Source organism: Echinicola sediminis, from assembly GCF_054777495.1.
Genome location: NZ_BAAHAP010000090.1, coordinates 1 through 20,783, shown reverse-complemented (window position 1 = coordinate 20,783; position 20,783 = coordinate 1). Strand labels below are relative to the sequence as shown.

The following is a 20,783-nucleotide window of genomic DNA, read 5'->3' as shown; positions in this document are numbered from 1 at the left end:
TTCTGTGAGCCAAGGAGTTGCTGCGTACATTTGTCTTCCTAAGACCGCTTGGCCTCCGACTGGAGGCATCGGGTTCCTAGCTGATTTAGTTCATCTTGACTAAGAGGTTTAATTTTTATCACAGATTGTCGAAAGTGTTCCACTTTTTGTAAGTTTTTATGTCCAAAATAAATGCCAATATTTATATAATATTATTTGGCTTTCGTATCTTCCTAGTCTATTCAGAGGCATAAGGACAAAAAGAATGAGGTAATGAAAAGTAATGGTTTTTAGTGATTTAACTAGATGTTTTAAGGATTGACCAAATATTCAGAATTGTTAACTAAAGGTCAGTTCCTGAATGGGAACGTAAATAATGTTTGGATTCTATTCGAAGAAAAAAATGGATATCAATTTTAAGATTGATTTAAATACACTCTGTAAACAGATCATAAAAGATAGTTTGGACAAGTTGGGACTGAAGTATCAGATGATTTCAACAACCAATGTTAAGATATCCCAGCCCATTAATAAAAAGACCGTGGAATCACTCTCCAAAATGCTTTATCCCTACGGTATAAGCATTGTCACAGATCCAAAAGATGCAGTAGTCCAAAAAATTAAAAACTTAGTCACCGATTTGATCAGGGGAGACCAAATGAATCTTCAGGTAAATACCTCCTCTTATTTAAGCGAACAACTTGGCTTTAGCTATGGTTACTTGTCCAACCTATTCTCTGAAATGACCCTGACCACAATCGAAAATTTTGTCATCATGCAAAAAATTGAGATGGCAAAGAATTTATTAGCAACAGGGGAACATACCTTGACTGAAATAGCCTATCGGCTTAATTATAGTAGTGTGGCCCACCTATCTAATCAATTCAGAAAAACTACGGGAATGACCCCTTCATCATTCCAAAGAATTTTGCTTAAAAAGAAAGAGATGAAGTATAAAGATTAGGTAGTTCATGGATGTATGCAAACCTAAAAATTATGTAGATGATCAGTTGATTACTGGTTATGAAGCGGCCAAAAGTCATAGAGTTTCTATTATTTTTTAATTTATATAAAACCATGACTGCTAAAAGGTATATTTAATATAAAAAAAGTATACTTTTTTTATGCTTTAAAATAGATTTAAAGTTGTAATTGTTCTAATTTATGTTACCTTTAGTCAGTTATGTTAAAAAGGTATTTGCCTTTTGATTTCCAGGCAATTGGAGTAAATAAAATATAAGGTTTTATGGAGTTAGATTTTAGCTGTACGGATTAACTCACCATTAATGAATCACGAACCTATACATATTCTACTGGCCGATGATGATGAAGATGATAGGCTTTTTTTTAGGGAAGCATTGGCAAAAATTCCTATGAAAACAAAAGTAGAGACGGTGAACGATGGCGTACAACTTTTAGAATACTTAAATAATCCCCTGAACCTAAAACCTGATCTACTTTTTCTTGATCTGAACATGCCTAGGAAGAATGGGCTTCAGAGCCTTATTGAAATTAGGAATACTCCGGCTCTTAAAGATATCTCGATCGCGATCTATTCCACGTCTACTTCTGACAAGGATATTGAAAATGCTTTTGTACATGGAGCTAATATTTACATCAATAAGCCCAACAATTTTGGGTGTTTGCAAAAGGTATTAGCGAAAGTCCTTTCAGTAAATTGGCAATATCAAACTTCCGGATTGGATAGGGAAAAATTTTTATTGAGTTTGTGATGACTTAGCATATGTTTAAAGGCGTAAAACACTCGGAAACCATCCTCAACTCTATTTTTGTTCTTACGGTTGTGCTATTGGTTATAATATCGGGAAACAGCTTTTACCAGCATAAAATATTGATTAGAAGTCAGGATAATCTCATTCAATCCCAGCAGTTCCATAATTCCATTCAGAAATTGATAAGTGATGTCTCCGGACTTGAATCATCCGAACGGGCCTATTTACTTTCCGGAGATGAAGAATTTTTAAAAGATTTTCCCGTAAAAAAGGACAGTATTTTTAATACCATTAAGACCATTAGACAATTTGTCCAGTCGCATAATATGCCGCCGGAAATAACCGATAGTCTTCAGCATTTTGTTCAGGAGAGATTAGACCATCTCGATGGTATTATTCTAAAATTTAAATCGGGCCACTCCCATCTCCAATTGGGGGAAGAGCTAATGCGTGGGGACAGCCTTATGAGGAATATAAAAGGAGCCGCAAGCTTAATGGGATACCTGAACTTCAAGATTTTCCAAGAACGTAAGTTCTATAGGGATCAAAGAAATAGGGTGTCGCCCTATTTTATAGTGATTACTTTCTTTTTTTCATTATTGCTTTTTACCACTGCCTATTTCAAAATTAACCATGATCTCAAAAAAAAGAAATTGTCGGTTCATCAGTTGGAAATGAATCAAAGAATTTTTGAAAAAGCGGAAGCTATGGCCGAAACTGGGCACTGGAAATTTGACCTGACCACTAAAGAACTTTATTTTTCAAATAATCAACACAGAATTTTGGGCTATTCTCCTCATGAGATCAAGCCGGACTTTACCTTTTTCTTCAGGCATATCCACAGAGGAGATAGGGGAATAGCACTGCGTATAATAAAAGACCTAAAGCATGGCTTAGAAGTAGCCCCCATTGATATTAGAATCCTTACTAAGGCTAAAGAGGAAAAATGTTTGAGACTGGCTGTCCAAATGTTTCATGATACTGATGGAAATACTACCGTAATTGGTGTCAATAAAGATTTGACCAAAATTGTTGAATCAAGAGAAAAACTTGAAAAGTTAAATAAAGAACTGACCATTCAAAACAATGCCTATAGCAATGCGGAAGCGATTGGTCATATGGGCAGCATCTCAATGGATTGCAACTCCTTATCGCTTACCCTTAGCAATAATATGGCAAAGCTATTGGAGCTGAATAACGAAGAGTGCATTGAAAACATTGATCAATTGAAAAAGTATGTTTATCCAGAGGACCTAGAAATACTTGAAGGTTATTTCGATTGTTCGAAAAGTGGGAAAATTCAGGATAAGGTGAGTTTTAGATTATTGCAAAAATCCAGCAACTTTATTTACGTCAACTCCCAAAAGCAAATACTGGAAGAGCCCTGGGGAAAAATAATGATTATCGTTTTGATTGACGTAACATCATAAAGAAACACAGATTTAATGTTAAAGCAGCAGAACGAAGAGTTAAAAAAAATTAATGAAGAACTTTCTTCATTTAACCATATAGCAAGTCATGACTTGCAGGAACCTTTGAGAAAGATACAAATTTTTATCAGCAGGATAGAGGAAAATGCTAATGGGCTATCTTCAGAAATCATGAATAACTTCTGGAAAATTCAGAAATCTGCTGAACGGATGCAAAAGCTGATCTTGGACCTGTTGGATTTTAGCAGGGTAAGCAGGGCTAAAGACGAATTCCGGATTGAATCTCTTCAAAAACTGGCGAACAAAGCGATTTTGGATATGGCTTATGCAATAAGCGAAAAAGATGCAAAAATCAATGTGGGGGCCCTTCCCAATGCCAGGGTTATTCCCTTTCAAATTGTCCAACTTTTTAATAATCTTATCAGCAATTCACTAAAGTACAGCAAAAAAGACACCCCTCCGTTAATTTCTATTTATCAGGAGACGGTTACTCCAGAAGATTTAGTAGGTACTGTTTTTTCAAAGGAACAGGACCTGATCAAAATATGTGTGCGGGATGAAGGAATAGGATTTGATGAAGAATTTTCCGAAACTATTTTTGAACCTTTCCGCAGGCTACATGCTGAAGCTGATTTTACAGGCACCGGTATTGGCTTGGCCATTTGTAGAAAGATTGTCCATAACCATCAGGGAAAGATTATTGCCTCTTCTAAACCGAATCAAGGAACTGTTTTTACTATTATTTTTCCAAAAGAGACCTGAAAATCCTATAAAAAATTAAAGGAATAGTGTAATACGATAAATCTCAATTAGAGCTAACTTCAACTTGGTTATTTTATAATTAAAAGCCTGAGAAAAGCTTTACGTGTACTAACAAAAAGGAAGAATCATGAAAAACATAAGTTTAATCATTGGTATAACGCTTTTTTTGTTGCTGACAGCTTGTGAAAAAAGTAAACGGGAAAACAGGGAGGTTTCAGAGCCTCCAGGTACTGTAGCACCTGGCCCAAGTATAACGGATTCTGACGTGTTTGAGCCGAGTTACGAGGATATTGAAAAAGATAGGATAAATCTTGACAAAGACCTTAAAAAACTCAAAGCTGAAAGGCAGGACCGGATCCAGGGAGATGAAGGAGCTCAGTTTGATAAGCTCATTAGTGAAGCAGAATCAAAAATTAATGACATTGGTGAAAAGGCCAAAGAATTTCAGCAATCTTCTGAAGAAGTCAGGAATGAGATTTACGATGAAATAAAAGAAATAAAAAAACAATTCAAGGACAAGTTGAAAGAAATCGAAAACCGCTTTGATAAGAATAAGTAGCAGAGGGAGACGTATTTCTTTGCCGTCTGATATTACCCTTCACTGCTAAAGGTGATTAGCAGGTACTTTAAATAAATCCGATGTTTAATATCATAATTCAAGAGCCATGAGAAATCTATTATATCTTATTGTAGTTATTATGCTGATTAGTTGGGTTTTGGGAGCATTTGTCTATGATGCAGGCGCACTGATTCATTTGGTTTTGGCAGTAGCAGCTGTTTTATTTTTACTTTCTTTCCTTAGAAGGGCCTAGTCAAATTTTGTAAGATGCCACGTTTAGATAATTGAACTATTAAAAGGAAAAATTTTCTTTGTTAACCACAATGTGTAAGTACAGTTCAATTCCAAAATAAGCTGCCTAAAAATAGTATAAACTAAAATAAACGTTATTTACCACAAGCCATAATCAATTTACATGCTCTCAATAATGTAATTATATAGCACTAAAATGTTACGTAAATAAGCCTATTTGAAAAGATTATGGTTTTTGCTTTATTGCTGTAAATCAGGTCTTTCAAATACGGTAAAGGGAAGACATGTTGGTTGGGATTCATGGCAATTTATGAAAGTGGGAATAATTAAATATCACCTATTCAGTATTATTCTTGGATTTTATGTAACGATGGGGAGTGCCCAGACCAATCCTTCTATTGAGATGGGAAGATTGACGAACAACCCCACGGGCAATGGACCTACAAGTTCAGTGGACATCTATTTGCATACCAATACGAATAACCCCAGTGGTAATACTTTTGTGGACTATACTGAAAATTTAATGGTCACCATTAGTTTGGAAAACGACCAGTATCCGTCACATCCTCATAATACCAACGGCAATTCCGGTGATTCCAATAATCCCTCCTCGGTGATAGGTTGGTATTTTGGGAATAATACATCGGATTTACTTTATCCCACCATCAACTACCTTAGCAGCCCTTCAAACGCCAATTTCACCGCCTTGCCTGATGATGCGGCAGGAACGGGTATTTCCATTGCCGATAATAGGGGAGTGCTGATTGCCCATGGTGTTTCCAGCCTGAACGGGCAACCGGTATCGGGAAAATACTATATGCATGATCTAACGTTGACATTCAATATGCCTGTGACTGATCCAGTGGTGCATTTTTCAGGCTTGGGAGCTTCTTTCTCCAGTATAGGCTGTACAGCAGAACTGGAATTGATCACTTCCGGGATCACTGTTCAGCGGCTCTCCGGTAATACCAATTTTCAGGTAAGTGGAAATGACATACTTAATACGGCCGCCAATCCAAGGGCTAATTCGAGTGGGGCAGCGCATGGTTCCATTCTGCTTGAGGGCGAGGACATTACCACGGTTACTTTTAAGGTGTATACCCGTGGACAAAGTGGTCAAAGTACCACAAATTGGGGAAGCAGTAGTACAGAAGATGGCTGGATCGTTGCTGTAAGCACTACCTTCTCAGACATGGCGGTAACAAAAACTGTTGATAATGAACAGCCTGAGCTCGGCTCGGACGTGGAGTTTACACTGCAGGCCCAAAACGTGGGGCCGGGGAATAATACCGGGGTTTCCTTATTGGATAATTTACCCTCAGGCTACATCTACAAAAGTCATTCAAGTTCATCCGGAACATACGATCAAAACACAGGAGTGTGGGATTTGGGAGCAATGTCCGGGCTTCAAACCGAAACATTGACCATTGTCGCCACCGTAAACGGAAACGAAGATTATGAGAATATTGCGGCTATTTTCGGGGACCTTGCTGATCCAAAAATGTCCAATAACCGGGATACAGCATCTACCGAACCTTATAAAGTCCTTCCCAACTTATGGCTGAAGGTCAATGGAAAAAGTGGTTTAAAAGGAAATGTCATCGAATGGGGCTTTGCTGAAAACTACCAGCACATGTTTTATTCCATTTATAAATCAAGTGATGGGCTGAAATCCTGGAAAATAATTGGTGAAATTCAAGGTGAAGCAAAGGAAGTGGGGGAATATAGCTATGCAGATCCTTCAGGTCCCTTTAATCAGCGGGTTTATTATAAAATTGAAGCAAAAAACGAACAGGGAAGAGTGGATGTCAGTGAGGTCATCAGCCTCAAATCTGAAAATAGGACTACTACGGATCGGTTTTATATGTATCCCAACCCTCACCTTGCAGGTGGTTTAACTATCCATCTTCCCTCAGCGCTTAAGGAGAACATTAAAGAAGTCATGATCAACAACCACTTGGGGAACAATGCGGTTTACATGGAGCCCTGTGACAACATCTCCGAAAAACTGGCCGAGTTACTGCTCAGGCTTCCCAAAGGGGTGTATCAGGTCACCGTTCTTTTGAAAGACAGTTCCATCTTAAATTGGAAACAGATAATGCGTTAATACTTGTGTGAGAGTCATGTTTTTTTTGTTCTTGGTATGATCTTCGCTTGATTTTAGTGAACCAAAAAACAAAAAACCATGAACGAAGTAACTCAAAAAATCAAAGGAAACTGGAATGTCCTTAAGGGCAAGCTAAAGCAAGAATACGGTAATCTGACCGATGACGACCTGACCTACGTGGAAGGAAAAGAGGATGAACTGGTCGGAAGGATTCAAAAACGAATTGGAAAAACCAAGGAAGAGGTGGAGCGTTTTATAAAAAAGGCTTAAGTTGAAATGGAAGGCGTAGGGAAAGAATGGACTGAATTGTCGGTCAATTCTTTCCCTACAGTTTTTTTACCTCTTTATCATAATTCAATGGCCCAAATAGAGAATTTTAAGTTAATAAGTAGACAGGAGGATTTGAAACAAATTCCAAACGTTAATAAATTTATATGTATATCCGCAAAGACACCAGTAGCTCTAAGTTAGCAAACAATCTCTCACAGAATGCACAGAAACCCACAGAAAAGGTTTATTAATTCCGTGGAATTCTGTGGAATCTGTGAGAAATAAATTTACTGGTGTAATTCCGGATAATCGTATAAATTTATAAACAGCAATATAAACCCAACAGATGATGCCAAAAGAAAAGAACAGCCGTCTCAAGAATCCCGAACAGTACGAGGCCCTAAGAGACAAGGGCTACAGTAAAACCAAGGCCGCAAGGATCGCCAATACCCTTGAATCAAAAATGGAAGAAGGAAGGGGAGTGGAATACGAAAGCAGAACAAAAAAAGAGCTTTATGAAAAAGCGAAAAAAGTAGGTATCAACGGCCGCAGTAAAATGAACAAGGAAGAATTGATACATGCCTTAAGGAATAATTAGTTTATCAGGATAGAATTAATAGCCACTGAACACATGTGCCATTTTAGTCGAATGGTTCTAGGTTTGTTACGTGGGGAGTAATTTTTTATAATACCTATAAAAATACCCTGAAAGGGGTATTTTTTGTAAGGCTGAGTTTCGTTACTTTTAATTAAACGAAAAGAAAATGAGATACTTACTTTTATTGCTGGCCATAATCATGGTGAGCTGTCAATCTTCGAAAGAGCTCCATTATTTTAAAGAAGGGGAGAATTATTACAGGTTAAAGATCAAGCAGATAGCGCTGCTGTCCAGTTCCCGGTACATGTCCGGGGCATTCGATGAAAATGCCGTGGACTATTATTTTGGGGAAATAGCCAGACCGGACTCTGCTAAGATAGCTGAAAAGCCTTTATCGAAACTTAAGCCCGGCCAAACGGCGGAATCTCTAGCCAACAAGAGAATGCTTTTTCTGCTGTCAACAAATTCAGATATCGTAGCCGAGCAGATCGGAGGCTTTGCAGAAAATGAACGGGTCTTGGAAATGGTGGCCAAACTGGTTAATAAGGATGTAGAAAGGGAACAGGCCAAATTAAGCTCCCAAGAAGAAAGTCTTATGGCACAAAAAGCCGAGATGCAGCATCTGGGCGATGAGATCATTTTAAACCTCGATACCGCAAATTTGGAAAACTCCAAGGCCTATCTCGATCTTTTTCTTGATTATTCCAGAAACTTACGCTTCCGATAAGTCCTATTTTTTAATTTAAAATCCGTTATCATGAAAATTACTATCAATTCGATCATCATTTTGATCAGCATGTTTTTGATGACTTCATGCTATTCCAGTATGAAGATGACTGTGGATGTATTCGACCACTTGGAGTTTAAAGAATCACTGGAATACAAGTTACATCAGGCAAGTGAAGCCAAAGCAAGGTTGGAGCACAATTTAGCAGTAACCGGAAGTGATAAAATCGTCAATGATGTAGAACAAAGATTGACAAAACTGATTGTTGAAGTTGGAAAGGAACATATTGCCGTAGAAAACAGGGCTTATTTTCTTAAGGGATATATGGATTCCTTGAAAAGCTCCTTAACTGAGGCACATCAACATTATCAAGAAGCATTGGTAGAGCTGGAGAAAGTAGGAACTGAAGAAGAAAAAACGGCTTTGGTGAATGCGAAAGGTTTGGAAGTCGAAGCGGGAAGCTATTTAAGAGATTATACCCAATTAATCGAAGATGGCTTTTTGAAGGATTTAAACCGTCTGCTCCCTCCCGAAGAAAAGTTAGATGAGAGGGAATTGAGTAAGATGATGGAGAAATTTGATTATGAAAAGATTCTTGCCAAAAACCTGCATACCTCTTTTGGTGCCTCCATTTCATCTGATAGATATGCTTCTTTGATCGCCAAAGCACCCGGAAAGTATTGGAGAAAATACAAAGCCAATGTGGATATCAGGGATCCTGACTACAAGGAAAAAACTAGAGGCATCAAAGCCAGGTATAACAAAACTGCTGTTAGGACATTTTTTGGCAATGCAGATATTGCTGTCAAGATGGAGTCTCCCGGTTCCTTTACGGTAAAGGGAGTTAGAATGGATGCAGGCGAATCCATCAAGACCTCCTTTAAAGTGCTTAATCAAGGGATAAAATACCTCACTTATGCTTCAGGTGTCCCTATAAGTAATGCCCCTCCTCAGGGAGAAAACACGGGCACCGAACCTGAGGAAACTTCATTTGAATTGACAAGCGGGTATGATAATGAACTAAAAAGCCAACAGCTCAGCGAGCAGGAAAGGGCATTTCAACGGGAAACAGCTGCGTTTATGACCATCCTCAGAAGTCAAAGCCTTATCCTTAACAGTGATGATGCCGAAAATGAGGAAAAGAAAAGAGCGGTATTGGTCATTAAAAAGGCCTATGCCGTTTATAAAAACAATCTAAGCACGGAATGAAAGAACTAGAGCTATGAAATTTAAAGTAGGTGATAGGGTGAAGACCATAAGGAATTTGACTTTTGGAGAGGAAATCCTCAACGAGGGAAGTCAGGGCACTGTCAAGATCGTTGGCGATGGAATAGTCGCATATTATATGGTGGATTTTGATGAGTTCAGGGTGGTTTTTGTCATTGAAAAAGATTTGGATAGGGCCTGAACGCTCCACAGAAGCCAAGGTAACCCAAAGAACAACTCGGTGGAGTAGTCGGGACAATCGATTCCTGAATCCATTTTGGTACTAAGTATTCTAAGCAGTACCTCTACAGAGAGGTGCTGCCTTATCCTATTTTGAAACAAGAGAATGGAGTATTATTAAACCCAAAAATGCTAGCCGAGCAAAAGCCGGAACAGGGCAATGACCAAGCCTACAAAGCCACCGACCAGGGCTCCGTTTAGCCTTATGTATTGAAGGTCATTCCCTACTTTTTCTTCAATTTGACCGACCAGTTCAAGATCGTTTAGCCGCGACAGACTCATCCTGACCATTTCTCCGATTTCATGGTGATAGTTGACAACCAATTGTTCTATGCTGTCTTTGATCCAGGAATCCATTCTTTTCTGCATCGAAGGATCTGTTTCCAGTTCCAGCAGCACCTTGTCCAGGTTTCTTTTAATTACTTCAACGACAGGGGAATCGGACTGGCTTAGTTGAGCGGTTATGGATGTTTTGAATTTGGCCAGTATACCCTGTATAATGGGGTAGCTTGCTGCATTTTCCGCTAATTTATGCTTTAGACCATTCAGCAATTGGCTCGTTTCAGGATCCCCTATGATCAGGTTTTCAGCGAAGCGGAGCAGGTGGGCATCAAACTTTTTCCTAATTGCATGGGAAGGATTGTTCTTCGCTTCCTTCAGTACGGCTTCCATGGAATTTATGGCTTTGTCTACTATGGATGCATTATCAATAGCACCGGTAATCTCCGAAACCTTGATCATCAGCTTTTTGAGCCATCCCTCTTCTTTGTATTCTTTGATCAAATTCTCCAAGGCATTTGTTAAGCTGGCTCGGGTGGCCTCATCTTGGATGGTTTTTTCAGCTGCTTCCAACAGTATTTCCCAGACCTGGTGATGCTCACCTTGTTCAATGGATTTTTTTAGCCAATTACCAAGTGGTGCGCCGAGATCTATGTCCTTTAGCTGATCTTTGAGAAGATTTTGAAGAATTTTCGTTACATCGGGGTCATCCAAATTTGAAGTGATGCGGCCTGTCACCTCCCTGATAAAAACCAAAATCCGCTGGTTGTTTTGGGGAGCCTTGAGGGACTGTAAAACCTTCTCAACGATGGGAACATCCGATATTTTTTCTTTGATAATTTCCGGGGAAAGCCACTTTTTGGTGACCAGGTCCACCACTCCTTCAGTAAGTTTCCCCCTGTTTTTCACAATGATATTGGTGTGTCTGCTTACCAAAGGGATGGGGATTTCATGAAAAAGGGCGCTTACGGCAAACCAATCGGCAATACCGCCTACTGTGGCCGCCTCAAATCCCGACAAGAGCACATGCCAAAACTTGTTTTCAAGAAGGCCATAATACAACAGGCCCTGAACCAATACCAGTCCTATAACTGCAACAATAAGGGCATTTCTTCCGATTTGGTTTTTGTTGTTTTCCATACTCATGGTAGAAACTAAAAGGTTGGTGTATTGATAATAGGATTTCCTAAACTATAACGACAGTTTTCAGAACTTTTATTCATATTAAGCAGCTGATTGATCTGTATTAGTTCCTTGTGCCATTAATTTTTCATCCCAAAAACCGGCCGATAAGTTACTAAAATATCTATCCTTTGCCTCCTTGCTTGGTAAAGATCCGCAATATCCATGTTGACCTGTCATTACGCCGTCAGGGTGATGACATCATGCTTTTTGTCTTTAAAATAATCAAATGATCATATAGTGTATGTTTTTGAACGAATAGACTGATTATCTCCAACCGATACCCTTTATTTTTGAAGTTCAAGGAAAACTGTCCAAATGACCCGATTTCCCGAATTCAATATAATTGGAAAATAAAGCCAAACATAGCAACTGAAAAACAGTCCTAATGATCGAAAAGCTTACCCTTTCAGAAATCGATATTTCAGTGGTCGGATTATATTTGGGGGCCTTACTGTTGATAGGCTTTTGGAATAACAAAAAGAAAGAGAACGCTGAGGACCTTTTTCTAAGCGGAAGGGATTTGACCTGGCCCAAGATCGGCTTTTCGCTTTTTAGCACCAATGTAAGTCCCATGATGTTGATAGGCTTTGCCGGGCTTGCATATAAGCAGGGGATGGTAGGGGCCAATTTTGAATGGATGGCCTGGATTTACATGATGGTTTTGGCCATGGTCTTTGTACCCCATTATCAAAAAAACAAGATCAGCACCATGCCGGGCTTCTTGGATCTAAGGTATGGAAAAAGAGCGCACGCCTATCTGTCCTATTATTCCCTGGTCTCCATCGTGTTTATTTGGCTGGGCTGCACCCTTTATGCAGGCGGCCTGATCATTGCCCAGGCCTTGGGCATACCTTTGTATTTGTCGGTTATAGGTATCGCAATAGTGGCGGTGAGTTATACCGCTATAGGCGGCTTGAGTGCAGTGGTCCGGACAGATGTTTTTCAATCTCTCTTGATACTGCTTGGTTCTGCTGTCTTAACCTTATTGGCATTCCTTAAAATAGGCAGTTTTGATAATTTATACCACGGGGTACCCGAGAGTTTTTGGAATTTGCTCAAGCCTACTGACGATCCCCATTACCCCTGGCATGCCGTGGTGTTTGGCTATGGAGTCGTGGCCATATTTTTCTTTTGTACGGATCAAACGATTGTCCAAAAAGTACTTGCAGCAAAAAATGAGGAGCAGGGTCAAAAGGGCGTATTGTTTACCGCCTTTCTGAAAATCCTGATGCCCGTGATTTTTATCCTCCCGGGAATCATGGCCTATGTATTATATCCAGGACTGAAAGATGCTGATGAAGCTTATCTTAGGATAGTGACGGGGGTGTTACCTGTGGGGATGATTGGCCTGATGGTGGCGGTGATGTTGGCTGCACTGATCAATACCATTGCCGCGGGATTAAACTCTTTCAGCACGGTATTTACCATAGACGTGTTCAAGAAATATTATCCTGACGTAAGCGAGTCTAAAGTCAAGCTTGTAGGGCAAATCGTGACCGTTTCCGCTGCTCTATTAGCGGTCCTGCTATCGGTGCTTTTTTCCCTGTTGGGCAAAGGCTTGTTTGAGCTCTCCCAGGGGCTGCTGAACTTCTTTGCTCCTCCGCTGGCGGTTGTTTTTCTGGTGGGCACCTTATGGAAGCGGGCCACACCCAAAGCAGCTGAGATTACCCTGCTGGGAGGAGGGGGATTATCATTATTGGTAGGAACTACTTATTTTAGTAATTATCCTTATGAAGGTTATTGGCCCAACTTTCTCTCGTTATCCTTTTATTTATTTTTGATCATGCTGACGGCCATGGTGCTGCTTTCGTTAGTAACCAAGCCGGTTTATGATAAAGCCCTTCCTGTGCTGAGGGAGGAAAAGGGAGGGGCAAAGGGGTATTCCAGTGCCCAAGTATGGATTTTATGGGGAGTCTTGGCAGTGGTTATGCTGGGCTTTTATATTTTCTTCAATTGATAAAGGTAAATTTAATGGTAACGAAAAATATCCAAATCTACTGCCTATTCCTCATCACATTGGGACTATTCTGTTCATGTGAGGAAGAAGAAAAAGAACAGCATCTGGAGATGGACTATGAGGAATATGTATTCGGGGTTCGCCTGGCAGATGATCCCGGGATCTCTCAAAAATACTTGGAATACCATCAAAATATCTGGCCGGAAGTGGAAGCCGGATTCCAAAAGGCAGGTTATCAACAAATCCGTCTGTACATGTTCGGCAATTCTATTACCATGACCATAAGGGTGCCCAAAGGAGCAGACTTGGACAGTATGGGACAGCTCAGCAGGGGATCACACCCCAAGGTCGAAGAGTGGCAAGAGCTAATGGACAGTTTCCAAAAAGGCTTACCAGGAGTGGAAGAGGGGCAAAAATGGGTAAAGCTGGAGAAAATATATGAGTTTAATCAGGTAAAATAAATGGATCATTGAAAGGGGAGATGTTGGATAAGTTGGTATTAGGTACGGCAGGTTTGGGAGGTGTCTGGGGTACCATAGACGAGGAGGAATCACTTGAGGCCATCCTCTATGGTCTGGAACAGGGCATAGGCCATATTGATACCGCACCTGCCTATATGGATGCGGAAGCAATAGTTGGCAAGGCATTAAAGCAGTGGAAAGGCCAAGTTCCTATGATCAGCACCAAAATAGGAAAGAAAAGGGGGCTTGCTGAGCAACTGGGACTGACGGATTATGAGCCGGAGCACCTGAAAACAAGTTTATACAGAAGCCTTGAAAGACTTCATCTGCAGCAAATCGACTTGCTATTTCTCCATGAACCTGAATTGATACCAAAGAAAAAGTTGGGGTTGATAATGGATCTCTTGACCTGTTTCAAAGAGGAAGGCCTGGTGAAAAAAGTAGGATTAGGGGGAGGTGCCCCACTGTTTCTAAAAGCATATGTGGAAAGCGGGCATTTTGATGTGGTGATGGATTTCAATGGATACAATCTTGTGGAGAGAAAGGCGGAACAGGTAGATTTCCCTTATTACAAAAAACATCGTTTGGCAATATATGAAGGGAGTCCTTTGATGATGGGCCTGCTCGGCCAAAGGTTGGAAGAATTTGTGAAGAACAGGCCTTTGTGGTTAACCAAGGCCCATATCCAAAAAGCCCGGGAATTGTATGTCCTGGCCCTAGAGCATAAAATGGAGCTCTCCAGTTTGGCCCATCGATTTTTACTGAACAAGGATATCGTGGACAAGGTGGTGGTGGGGCCGTCCGGACTAAGCCAATTAAAATCCACCATCAGTGATTTTAAAAAAGGTCCTCTGGATAAGCCTTTGCAAGCAATGTTAAATGGGGATGTTAATCGATAAGATAAATGAACAATATACATAAAGAGCGGTTTCGCATAAGGGAAATAAGGTGTACGGTGCTGAAGCCCATTAAACTGGCCAAACCGTTTTACGATGCCAGCATGGGACCGTTTTCCCATTACCATATGGCTATTTTGACCTTGGTGGATGAATCGGGCCATGAAGGAGAAGTAGAGTTTCCTGTATCCGGAATACCGCTATTGAAAGAGATTTTTTCTCCATCTCTTTTAAAACTGGAGGAGTCCAGCTATACCGATATTTATAAAAAACTGTTTTGGCTGATAAGAAACGAAGGTTTTCGGGGCGGAGCTTCCATGGCTTTGGGAAACCTGGATAGGGCTTTTTATGATATTGCCTCCCGTCGTAAGGGAACAGCCTTACACCAATACCTGGGTGCAAAGCGGGATTGGGTACATGTATATGCTTCAGGAGGTAGTGTGGCCCTTAGTGATGAAGCGCTTATCGAAGAATGCCTTTCCTATAAAAATGAAGGGTACAGCACGGTAAAAATCAAAGCAGGAGGCCATCTGGCCAGTCATCTGGACAAGGATGCAAAACGCATTGAGAAAGTAAGAAAAGCCTTGGGTGGAGAGATAAGGCTTGCGGTGGATACCAACCAGGCCATGACGGTAGACCAGACCTTGGACTTTATAGAGCGGATAGAAAACCTGGACATCTGTTGGTTGGAAGAACCTATCCATTCTGCCGATATCATGGGCATAGAGGAGATCTGTTCCAAAACGACCATGAGGATATCTTATGGTGAATCCGAAAGGACCAAGTACGTTTTTCCCTTGCTGCACCGCGCAGGAGTCCAACACCTACAGCCTATAGCCGGTCATATTATTTCCATGGAAGAGTGGGCAGCGGTGGGCAAGCTCGCCGAGGATAATGACCTTATGTTCAGCTGTGGGGGGACCCCAAGCCTGAACGCTCAGTTGGTAGCTAGCCAACATGAAGCTGCCATGTGTGAATACCTGATGCCATTGCTGACGTCTATGGAACCTTACTACAAGCTTATGCCCGAGTACCATCAGGGAAAAGCATGGTTGCCCGATATTCCCGGGGTATCCATCAGGTTTGATTGGGAAAGATTGAAATCGGAGAAAGCGATAGAGAAAGTAATGGTCTGGAAAAGGGACGCTACTGTAACGACACTTGTTGAAAAACAGATTAACCAATGAAAAAGATAGACATTAGTCAATTAACCAATAGCCTAGGTTATGTTTTTTTTATACTTATAACCTTAATTTTCGCACCATTGGCAGAGGCCAATCCTACACAGGAAACCAAGGATAATGAGGTTGTTTTTTATGTTTCCCCCGCTGGTAAAGACAATAATATGGGAACAGAGGAACAGCCTTTGCGAAGTCTTACTGGTGCCCGTGATGCCATAAGGAAGTACAAAAAGCAAAATGGGCTGACCAAACCCATAACAGTATTGATCAAGGGAGGCATTTACGAGATGGCAGAACCTTTGGAACTGCTTTCTGAAGATGGCGGGACGGCATTTGCTCCTATCAGCTATAAGGCGATTCCTGGCGAGCGACCGGTTTTTAGTGGGGGAAAAGTATTAAGCGGTTTTAGGGTCAATGACGATGGCATATGGGAACTGGATGTTCCGGAAAGCCGCCTCTATAAGTGGCGTTTTGATCAGCTCTATGTCAATGGTGCAAGGGCCACTATGGCACGGACACCCAATGAAGGTTTTTTACACATTAGGGAAGTGGATCAGGCCATATGGGAAAAGGGAAGTGGGAGAGTGGCTGAAAAAGCGCAACAAACCATTTCTTTTGAGGACCGCGATTTTAGTTTACTTTTAAGAGTACAGGAAAATGAACTTGATAATTTACGTTTCAGAGCCTATCACAAATGGGATTTTACCTTACGGCACATCGATAAAGTCGATAAAGACAGTGCCCGAATTTACAGTTCCGGAAAGGGAATGAAGCCTTGGAATCCGTTTAAGAAGGGAGATAGGATCTTGTTTGAAAACTTTGCAGCTGCCCTTGATTCAGCTGGAGAATGGTACCTTAATCCAGCAGGTACCCTGTATTATATGCCTCGACCTGGTGAGGAGCCTGACCAGGTAGAAGTAGTAGCTCCCGTATTGGAAAACTTGGTTTTGATAAGTGGGGATAGCACTTCAGGGAAAACGGTGGAGCATATTCGATTCGAGGGAATTACTTTCAGCCATTGTCACTATAAGGTTCCTAGATCAGGTTCCGAACCCAATCAAGCAGCAGCTATGATCAATGCTGCTGTGATGGTGGAAGGTGCCAACCATATTGGTTTTGTGGATTGCGAAATTTCAAGGACTGGGCAACATGCCCTTTGGTTTGGTAAAGGATGTCGTTATAATAAGGTAGAACGCTGTTTCCTGAATGATCTTGGAGGAGGAGGGATATATTTGGGAGATCTTAGACCACAAGAAGGTAGAAACCATACATCGCATATCAGCTTACACAACAATATTATTCAAACCGGAGGATTGGAGTTTCCTTCGGCGGTGGGGGTGTGGGTTGGTCATAGTTCTGATAATGAAATCACCCATAACGATATAGGTAATTTTTATTACACCGGTATTTCCCTGGGCTGGATATGGGGATATGCCGATAGCCATGCCAAAAGGAATAAGGTTTCCAATAATCATATCCATCATATAGGTTGGACACTGCTGAGCGATATGGCGGGAATATATACCCTGGGCAAGTCCGAGGGAACTATTATCAACAATAACTCCGTACATCATATCCATGCTTATTCCTATGGTGGCTGGGGCTTGTATACCGATGAAGGTTCATCAGGTATCGTAATGGAAAACAACCTGGTTTATAGTACAAAGACGGGAGGTTTCCATCAACATTTTGGCAAAGGCAATGTGATCCGAAACAATATTTTTGCATTTGCCAAGCAATATCAGGCCCAATGTACCAGAGTAGAAGCCCACCAACCTTTGATTTTGTAAATAATATCCTGGTTTTCAATGAAGGAACAGTATTAAAGGGGGCCTGGGAGAAAATCAATATAAAAATGGATCATAATCTATATTGGAATACGAGAAATGAGGATTATGTTTTTAATGATGGATCATTTTTGGATTGGAAAAAGACTAACCATGACCAGCATAGCATTATCGCAGATCCACATTTTGTAGACCCTGAAAATTATAATTTCGAGTTTAAGGATAGAAAAACTGTTCGGCGCATAGGATTCAAACCCTTTGATATTTCCTCGATAGGAGTTTATGGAGACAGGGATTGGGTAGAAAAGGCCCAACTTCCTGAAGCTGTTCTTCGCTCATTCGATAAGAAAGTGGAACATAATATGCTAAACCAATAGGCTGGGGCAAGCACCATTTTAAAGGAAATGGATTATTGAAAACCGATTCTATATTCCCTAGGGGTTTTTCCCATCAATTGTTTGAACTGGCTATTGAAATGGGTCATGTAATTATAACCTGACAGATAGCAAATTTCGGAAATGGAAAGGTCGGTATCCATCAGCAATTTGCAGGCGTGTCCTATTCGAACCTCGACTATAAAATCCGAGAAATTCTTGTTCATGGATTTCTTAAACAACCTATTGAATGTGGCAGGAGAAACATTGATCAGGGAGGACAATTCCTCTAAGGTGATTTTTTTCTGGAAATTTTCCATGATATAATTATAGATCATGGTCATTCTTTTGGTATCCTTTCTTTTTAGGCTGGGCTGATAGCCGGGACTGGTGAGTACATTATAATTTTTTGTTTTGCTGAGCTTCTGCAAGATGGTTAAGAAATTGATCATTTTATCAAAAGGCTCCAGCTGGCTGATGACCTTCATCTCCTCTTTAATGGACCGGATTTCATCCCCATAGAAGTTGAGTCCCAGCGAAGCGCGTGTGAGTAGTTTTAATATGGTCGCATTTTGAGGCATTTGAAAAAAATTCTCTCCAAAGGAGTTTTGTGTAAAGTGAATGCAAATGGCCTTACTGGTTTCAGGTTTATCGACAATGATCATATGGGGGAGATTGGGCCCCAAGATAAAAAGGTCTTCTTCGTAAAAGTTCTGGACGCTGTTTCCTACAATTCTTTTCCCCGAGCAATTGAGTAACAGGGTGAGCTCAAAGTCTTCGTGTATCCGAAAGGCATCTGGATTTTTGACCGTCAGGCTGTTATAGATGGTAATATCAAATGATACCCCTTGAGAGGGGTGAAACTTTTCTTCCTGTAGGGTAAGCATGGTTTTTAGTCATAATGGAATTTAAATATAGCAAAAAATGAAAATATACTGTCAGTTTATGATCAGATACCTCAATTTTTTGAAAGATATATCATCTAGATTTGAAAGGAACAACATAAACTCATTACTATGATACACAAATTTTACTTTGAAACATTTCGGATAAGGGAGGTGCTGTTTTGCTTCCTTATTTTGGGATGTGGCTTGCTTCGGCCTCTCACTGCTGAAGCGAGGAATGAACTGAAAGGGGAAGGCACACCCGCAGAATTTGTGACTGATCCTACTGAGAAAATCAGTGGAAAGGTAGTAGATGAAAATGGTGAAGCCATGATCGGCGTCAGCATTTTGGTCAAAGGAACTACGTCGGGAACCGTTACAGATGACCAAGGGAATTTTAGCCTGGATGTCAACATCGGTGATGTGCTGGTTCTTTCGTTTATCGGTTATGAAAGCCAAAATGTCACCATTGTGGACGATAGCCCATTGACCATCCAGATGCAAATGGATGCCGAAAGCGTGCTAAACGAAGTCGTTGTGGTAGGATATGGCTCCCAATCCAAAAGGAGCATGACCGGTGCAGTGGCCAATCTAAAGGCCGAAAAACTGCAAGAAATTCCCAGCTCAAACCTTAGCTCCTTATTGTCAGGCCGAATGTCCGGGGTATACGTACAGGCACCAACAGGAACACCCGGTGTGGCTTCCAACATCAATATCCGCTCCAGGGGCAGTATGAACGGTAATCCGCCTGTGTATGTAATCGATGGGGTGATCCGGGACAAAAGGGCCTTTGATGCTTTGGATCCAACAGAAATCCAGGAAGTCAGTATCCTAAAAGACGCGGCATCTGCTGCCCTTTACGGCTCTCGGTCTGCCGGCGGGGTCGTTCTGGTGGCAACCAGAACAGGTTCCAATTCCAAGACGAAAATTAATTATACCACCAATTATAGCATAGAAAAGCAGACCAATCTTCCCAAGATGATGAGTGGAGTGGACATAGCCAAAATGGGAAACACTTGGGTGCCCAAGAACAGTGATTGGTACCGGGACCAGGAATTTATCGATTGGATGTCCACCGTAAACGGGGGGTATGGCTATGACTATATTGAAGATGTCTATGTGGACCCTACCAATAAGAGACATGCCTTGAATGTTTCTGGGGGAAATGAAAACATCCAGTACTATGCCGGAGGAACCTATTTTGACCAACAGGGATGGCTGGAGCCTTTGAAGTACAATAAATTTAACCTTCGGGCGAGTGTTACCGCCAAACTCAATGAAAACCTAACGGCCCATGTCAACCTGTCCCAGTATTCTACTGAAAGAGAGAAATTCTGGTGGCCTTATGATTACGGTTCTGATAATTTAGGAGACCTATGGAAAAAGCTGCAAACTTGGCAATATTTTTACCCACACTATATCGAGGGCAAGCCTTGGAATTATGGGTGGTTGGGAAATGTCGGGGAATTAATCAATAATTCCGGGTATTGGAGAAACCGTGAAAATGTCCAAAACAGCTTGGTTTCCCTAAAGTACGACCTGCCATTTGTACCGGGGATGTCTGTAAAGGCGACCTATAATTATGAGCGGTACAACAACCAGTTAAAAAATTATCAAAAGAAACATCTGCTGTGGAATATAGAAGGAGCCGAAGGCAACAACTACCAAAATGCGAAAATAGCAGACCCTGAATCGACGGTCTGGAGTAATGGCCCTAGCAGGGAATACATCAGCTCTCAGGCGGGAAACAAAAACTCCTATCAATTCAACTTACAAGTAGATTATAAGCGATCTTTTGGAAAACATAATGTGGATGCATTCTTTGCTTATGAGCAGGCAGAAAATGATTATACTTCTATCGATGGCACCCGCTATGATTTTCCGATCATTGTAAAAGACCAATATTTTGCCAGCAG

At 41.0% G+C, this 20,783-nt stretch carries 21 protein-coding genes; 19 read left to right on the top strand and 2 right to left on the bottom strand.

The window, feature by feature from the left end; translation table 11 throughout:
* Positions 1–382 precede the first annotated feature (382 nt).
* The 12 genes from ACYVAA_RS18360 (at position 383) to ACYVAA_RS18305 (ending at position 9,825) form a co-directional block, all read left to right on the top strand.
* On the top strand, positions 383–943 hold the full coding sequence (locus ACYVAA_RS18360; protein ID WP_460544528.1) for a helix-turn-helix domain-containing protein: 561 nt from the start codon (positions 383–385) through the stop codon (positions 941–943).
* A 322-nt stretch (positions 944–1,265) separates the two neighbouring features.
* Positions 1,266–1,712: a response regulator gene (locus tag ACYVAA_RS18355; protein WP_460544526.1), complete on the top strand. Its 447-nt coding sequence runs from the start codon at positions 1,266–1,268 to the stop codon at positions 1,710–1,712.
* Between the two features lie 119 nt (positions 1,713–1,831).
* Positions 1,832–3,142, top strand: a complete 1,311-nt coding sequence (locus ACYVAA_RS18350) for a PAS domain-containing protein (protein WP_460544524.1) — start codon at positions 1,832–1,834, stop codon at positions 3,140–3,142.
* A gap of 15 nt (positions 3,143–3,157) precedes the next feature.
* Positions 3,158–3,904, top strand: a complete 747-nt coding sequence (locus ACYVAA_RS18345; protein WP_460544522.1) for a sensor histidine kinase — start codon at positions 3,158–3,160, stop codon at positions 3,902–3,904.
* A 127-nt stretch (positions 3,905–4,031) separates the two neighbouring features.
* Positions 4,032–4,463, top strand: coding sequence for a hypothetical protein (locus ACYVAA_RS18340; RefSeq protein ID WP_460544520.1), 432 nt, complete (start codon positions 4,032–4,034; stop codon positions 4,461–4,463).
* Between the two features lie 106 nt (positions 4,464–4,569).
* Positions 4,570–4,716, top strand: coding sequence for a lmo0937 family membrane protein (locus tag ACYVAA_RS18335; RefSeq protein ID WP_460544518.1), 147 nt, complete (start codon positions 4,570–4,572; stop codon positions 4,714–4,716).
* Positions 4,717–5,025: 309 nt separating this feature from the next.
* Positions 5,026–6,822 carry a DUF11 domain-containing protein gene (locus tag ACYVAA_RS18330; RefSeq protein WP_460544516.1) on the top strand — a complete coding sequence of 599 codons (1,797 nt, stop codon included), beginning with the start codon at positions 5,026–5,028 and terminating at the stop codon, positions 6,820–6,822.
* 78 nt (positions 6,823–6,900) lie between these two features.
* Positions 6,901–7,092: a CsbD family protein gene (locus tag ACYVAA_RS18325; protein WP_460544514.1), complete on the top strand. Its 192-nt coding sequence runs from the start codon at positions 6,901–6,903 to the stop codon at positions 7,090–7,092.
* A 346-nt stretch (positions 7,093–7,438) separates the two neighbouring features.
* The gene (locus ACYVAA_RS18320) at positions 7,439–7,690 is read left to right on the top strand and encodes a DUF7218 family protein (protein WP_460544512.1); all 252 of its coding nucleotides are present in this window, start codon (positions 7,439–7,441) and stop codon (positions 7,688–7,690) included.
* 166 nt (positions 7,691–7,856) lie between these two features.
* Positions 7,857–8,417 (top strand): hypothetical protein, encoded by a 561-nt coding sequence (locus ACYVAA_RS18315; protein ID WP_460544510.1) that lies wholly within the window; start codon positions 7,857–7,859, stop codon positions 8,415–8,417.
* A gap of 30 nt (positions 8,418–8,447) precedes the next feature.
* Positions 8,448–9,626, top strand: a complete 1,179-nt coding sequence (locus ACYVAA_RS18310) for a hypothetical protein (RefSeq protein ID WP_460544508.1) — start codon at positions 8,448–8,450, stop codon at positions 9,624–9,626.
* A gap of 13 nt (positions 9,627–9,639) precedes the next feature.
* Entirely contained in the window at positions 9,640–9,825 is a 186-nt protein-coding gene (locus ACYVAA_RS18305) for a hypothetical protein (protein ID WP_460544506.1), read from the top strand.
* A 170-nt stretch (positions 9,826–9,995) separates the two neighbouring features.
* Here the strand turns inward: ACYVAA_RS18305 and ACYVAA_RS18300 are convergent, their stop codons facing one another.
* Positions 9,996–11,288 (bottom strand): DUF445 domain-containing protein, encoded by a 1,293-nt coding sequence (locus tag ACYVAA_RS18300; protein WP_460544504.1) that lies wholly within the window; start codon positions 11,286–11,288, stop codon positions 9,996–9,998.
* Between the two features lie 424 nt (positions 11,289–11,712).
* Here ACYVAA_RS18300 and ACYVAA_RS18295 point away from each other — a divergent pair, with 424 nt between their 5' ends.
* The 6 genes from ACYVAA_RS18295 to ACYVAA_RS18270 all read left to right on the top strand — a co-directional run bounded on the left by ACYVAA_RS18295 (position 11,713) and on the right by ACYVAA_RS18270 (position 17,986).
* A complete protein-coding gene (locus tag ACYVAA_RS18295; RefSeq protein WP_460544502.1) occupies positions 11,713–13,284 on the top strand; it encodes an SLC5/6 family protein in 1,572 nt (523 codons plus the stop codon).
* A 14-nt stretch (positions 13,285–13,298) separates the two neighbouring features.
* Entirely contained in the window at positions 13,299–13,745 is a 447-nt protein-coding gene (locus tag ACYVAA_RS18290) for an L-rhamnose mutarotase (RefSeq protein ID WP_460544500.1), read from the top strand.
* An 8-nt stretch (positions 13,746–13,753) separates the two neighbouring features.
* Positions 13,754–14,644, top strand: coding sequence for an aldo/keto reductase (locus tag ACYVAA_RS18285; RefSeq protein ID WP_460544498.1), 891 nt, complete (start codon positions 13,754–13,756; stop codon positions 14,642–14,644).
* Between the two features lie 5 nt (positions 14,645–14,649).
* Complete coding sequence (locus ACYVAA_RS18280) at positions 14,650–15,828, top strand: mandelate racemase/muconate lactonizing enzyme family protein (RefSeq protein WP_460544495.1); 1,179 nt, start codon at positions 14,650–14,652, stop codon at positions 15,826–15,828.
* Positions 15,825–17,612, top strand: a complete 1,788-nt coding sequence (locus ACYVAA_RS18275) for a right-handed parallel beta-helix repeat-containing protein (RefSeq protein ID WP_460544493.1) — start codon at positions 15,825–15,827, stop codon at positions 17,610–17,612. The genes ACYVAA_RS18280 and ACYVAA_RS18275 overlap by 4 nt, the downstream gene beginning before the upstream one ends.
* 65 nt (positions 17,613–17,677) lie before the next feature.
* Positions 17,678–17,986 (top strand): hypothetical protein, encoded by a 309-nt coding sequence (locus ACYVAA_RS18270; protein WP_460544490.1) that lies wholly within the window; start codon positions 17,678–17,680, stop codon positions 17,984–17,986.
* 32 nt (positions 17,987–18,018) lie between these two features.
* Here the strand turns inward: ACYVAA_RS18270 and ACYVAA_RS18265 are convergent, their stop codons facing one another.
* Positions 18,019–18,870: an AraC family transcriptional regulator gene (locus tag ACYVAA_RS18265; RefSeq protein ID WP_460544488.1), complete on the bottom strand. Its 852-nt coding sequence runs from the start codon at positions 18,868–18,870 to the stop codon at positions 18,019–18,021.
* A 129-nt stretch (positions 18,871–18,999) separates the two neighbouring features.
* On the opposite strand from ACYVAA_RS18265, the gene ACYVAA_RS18260 reads away from it, so the two are divergent.
* Positions 19,000–20,783, top strand: a 1,784-nt coding sequence (locus ACYVAA_RS18260) for a SusC/RagA family TonB-linked outer membrane protein (RefSeq protein ID WP_460544484.1), incomplete at its 3' end; no start/stop codon positions are given.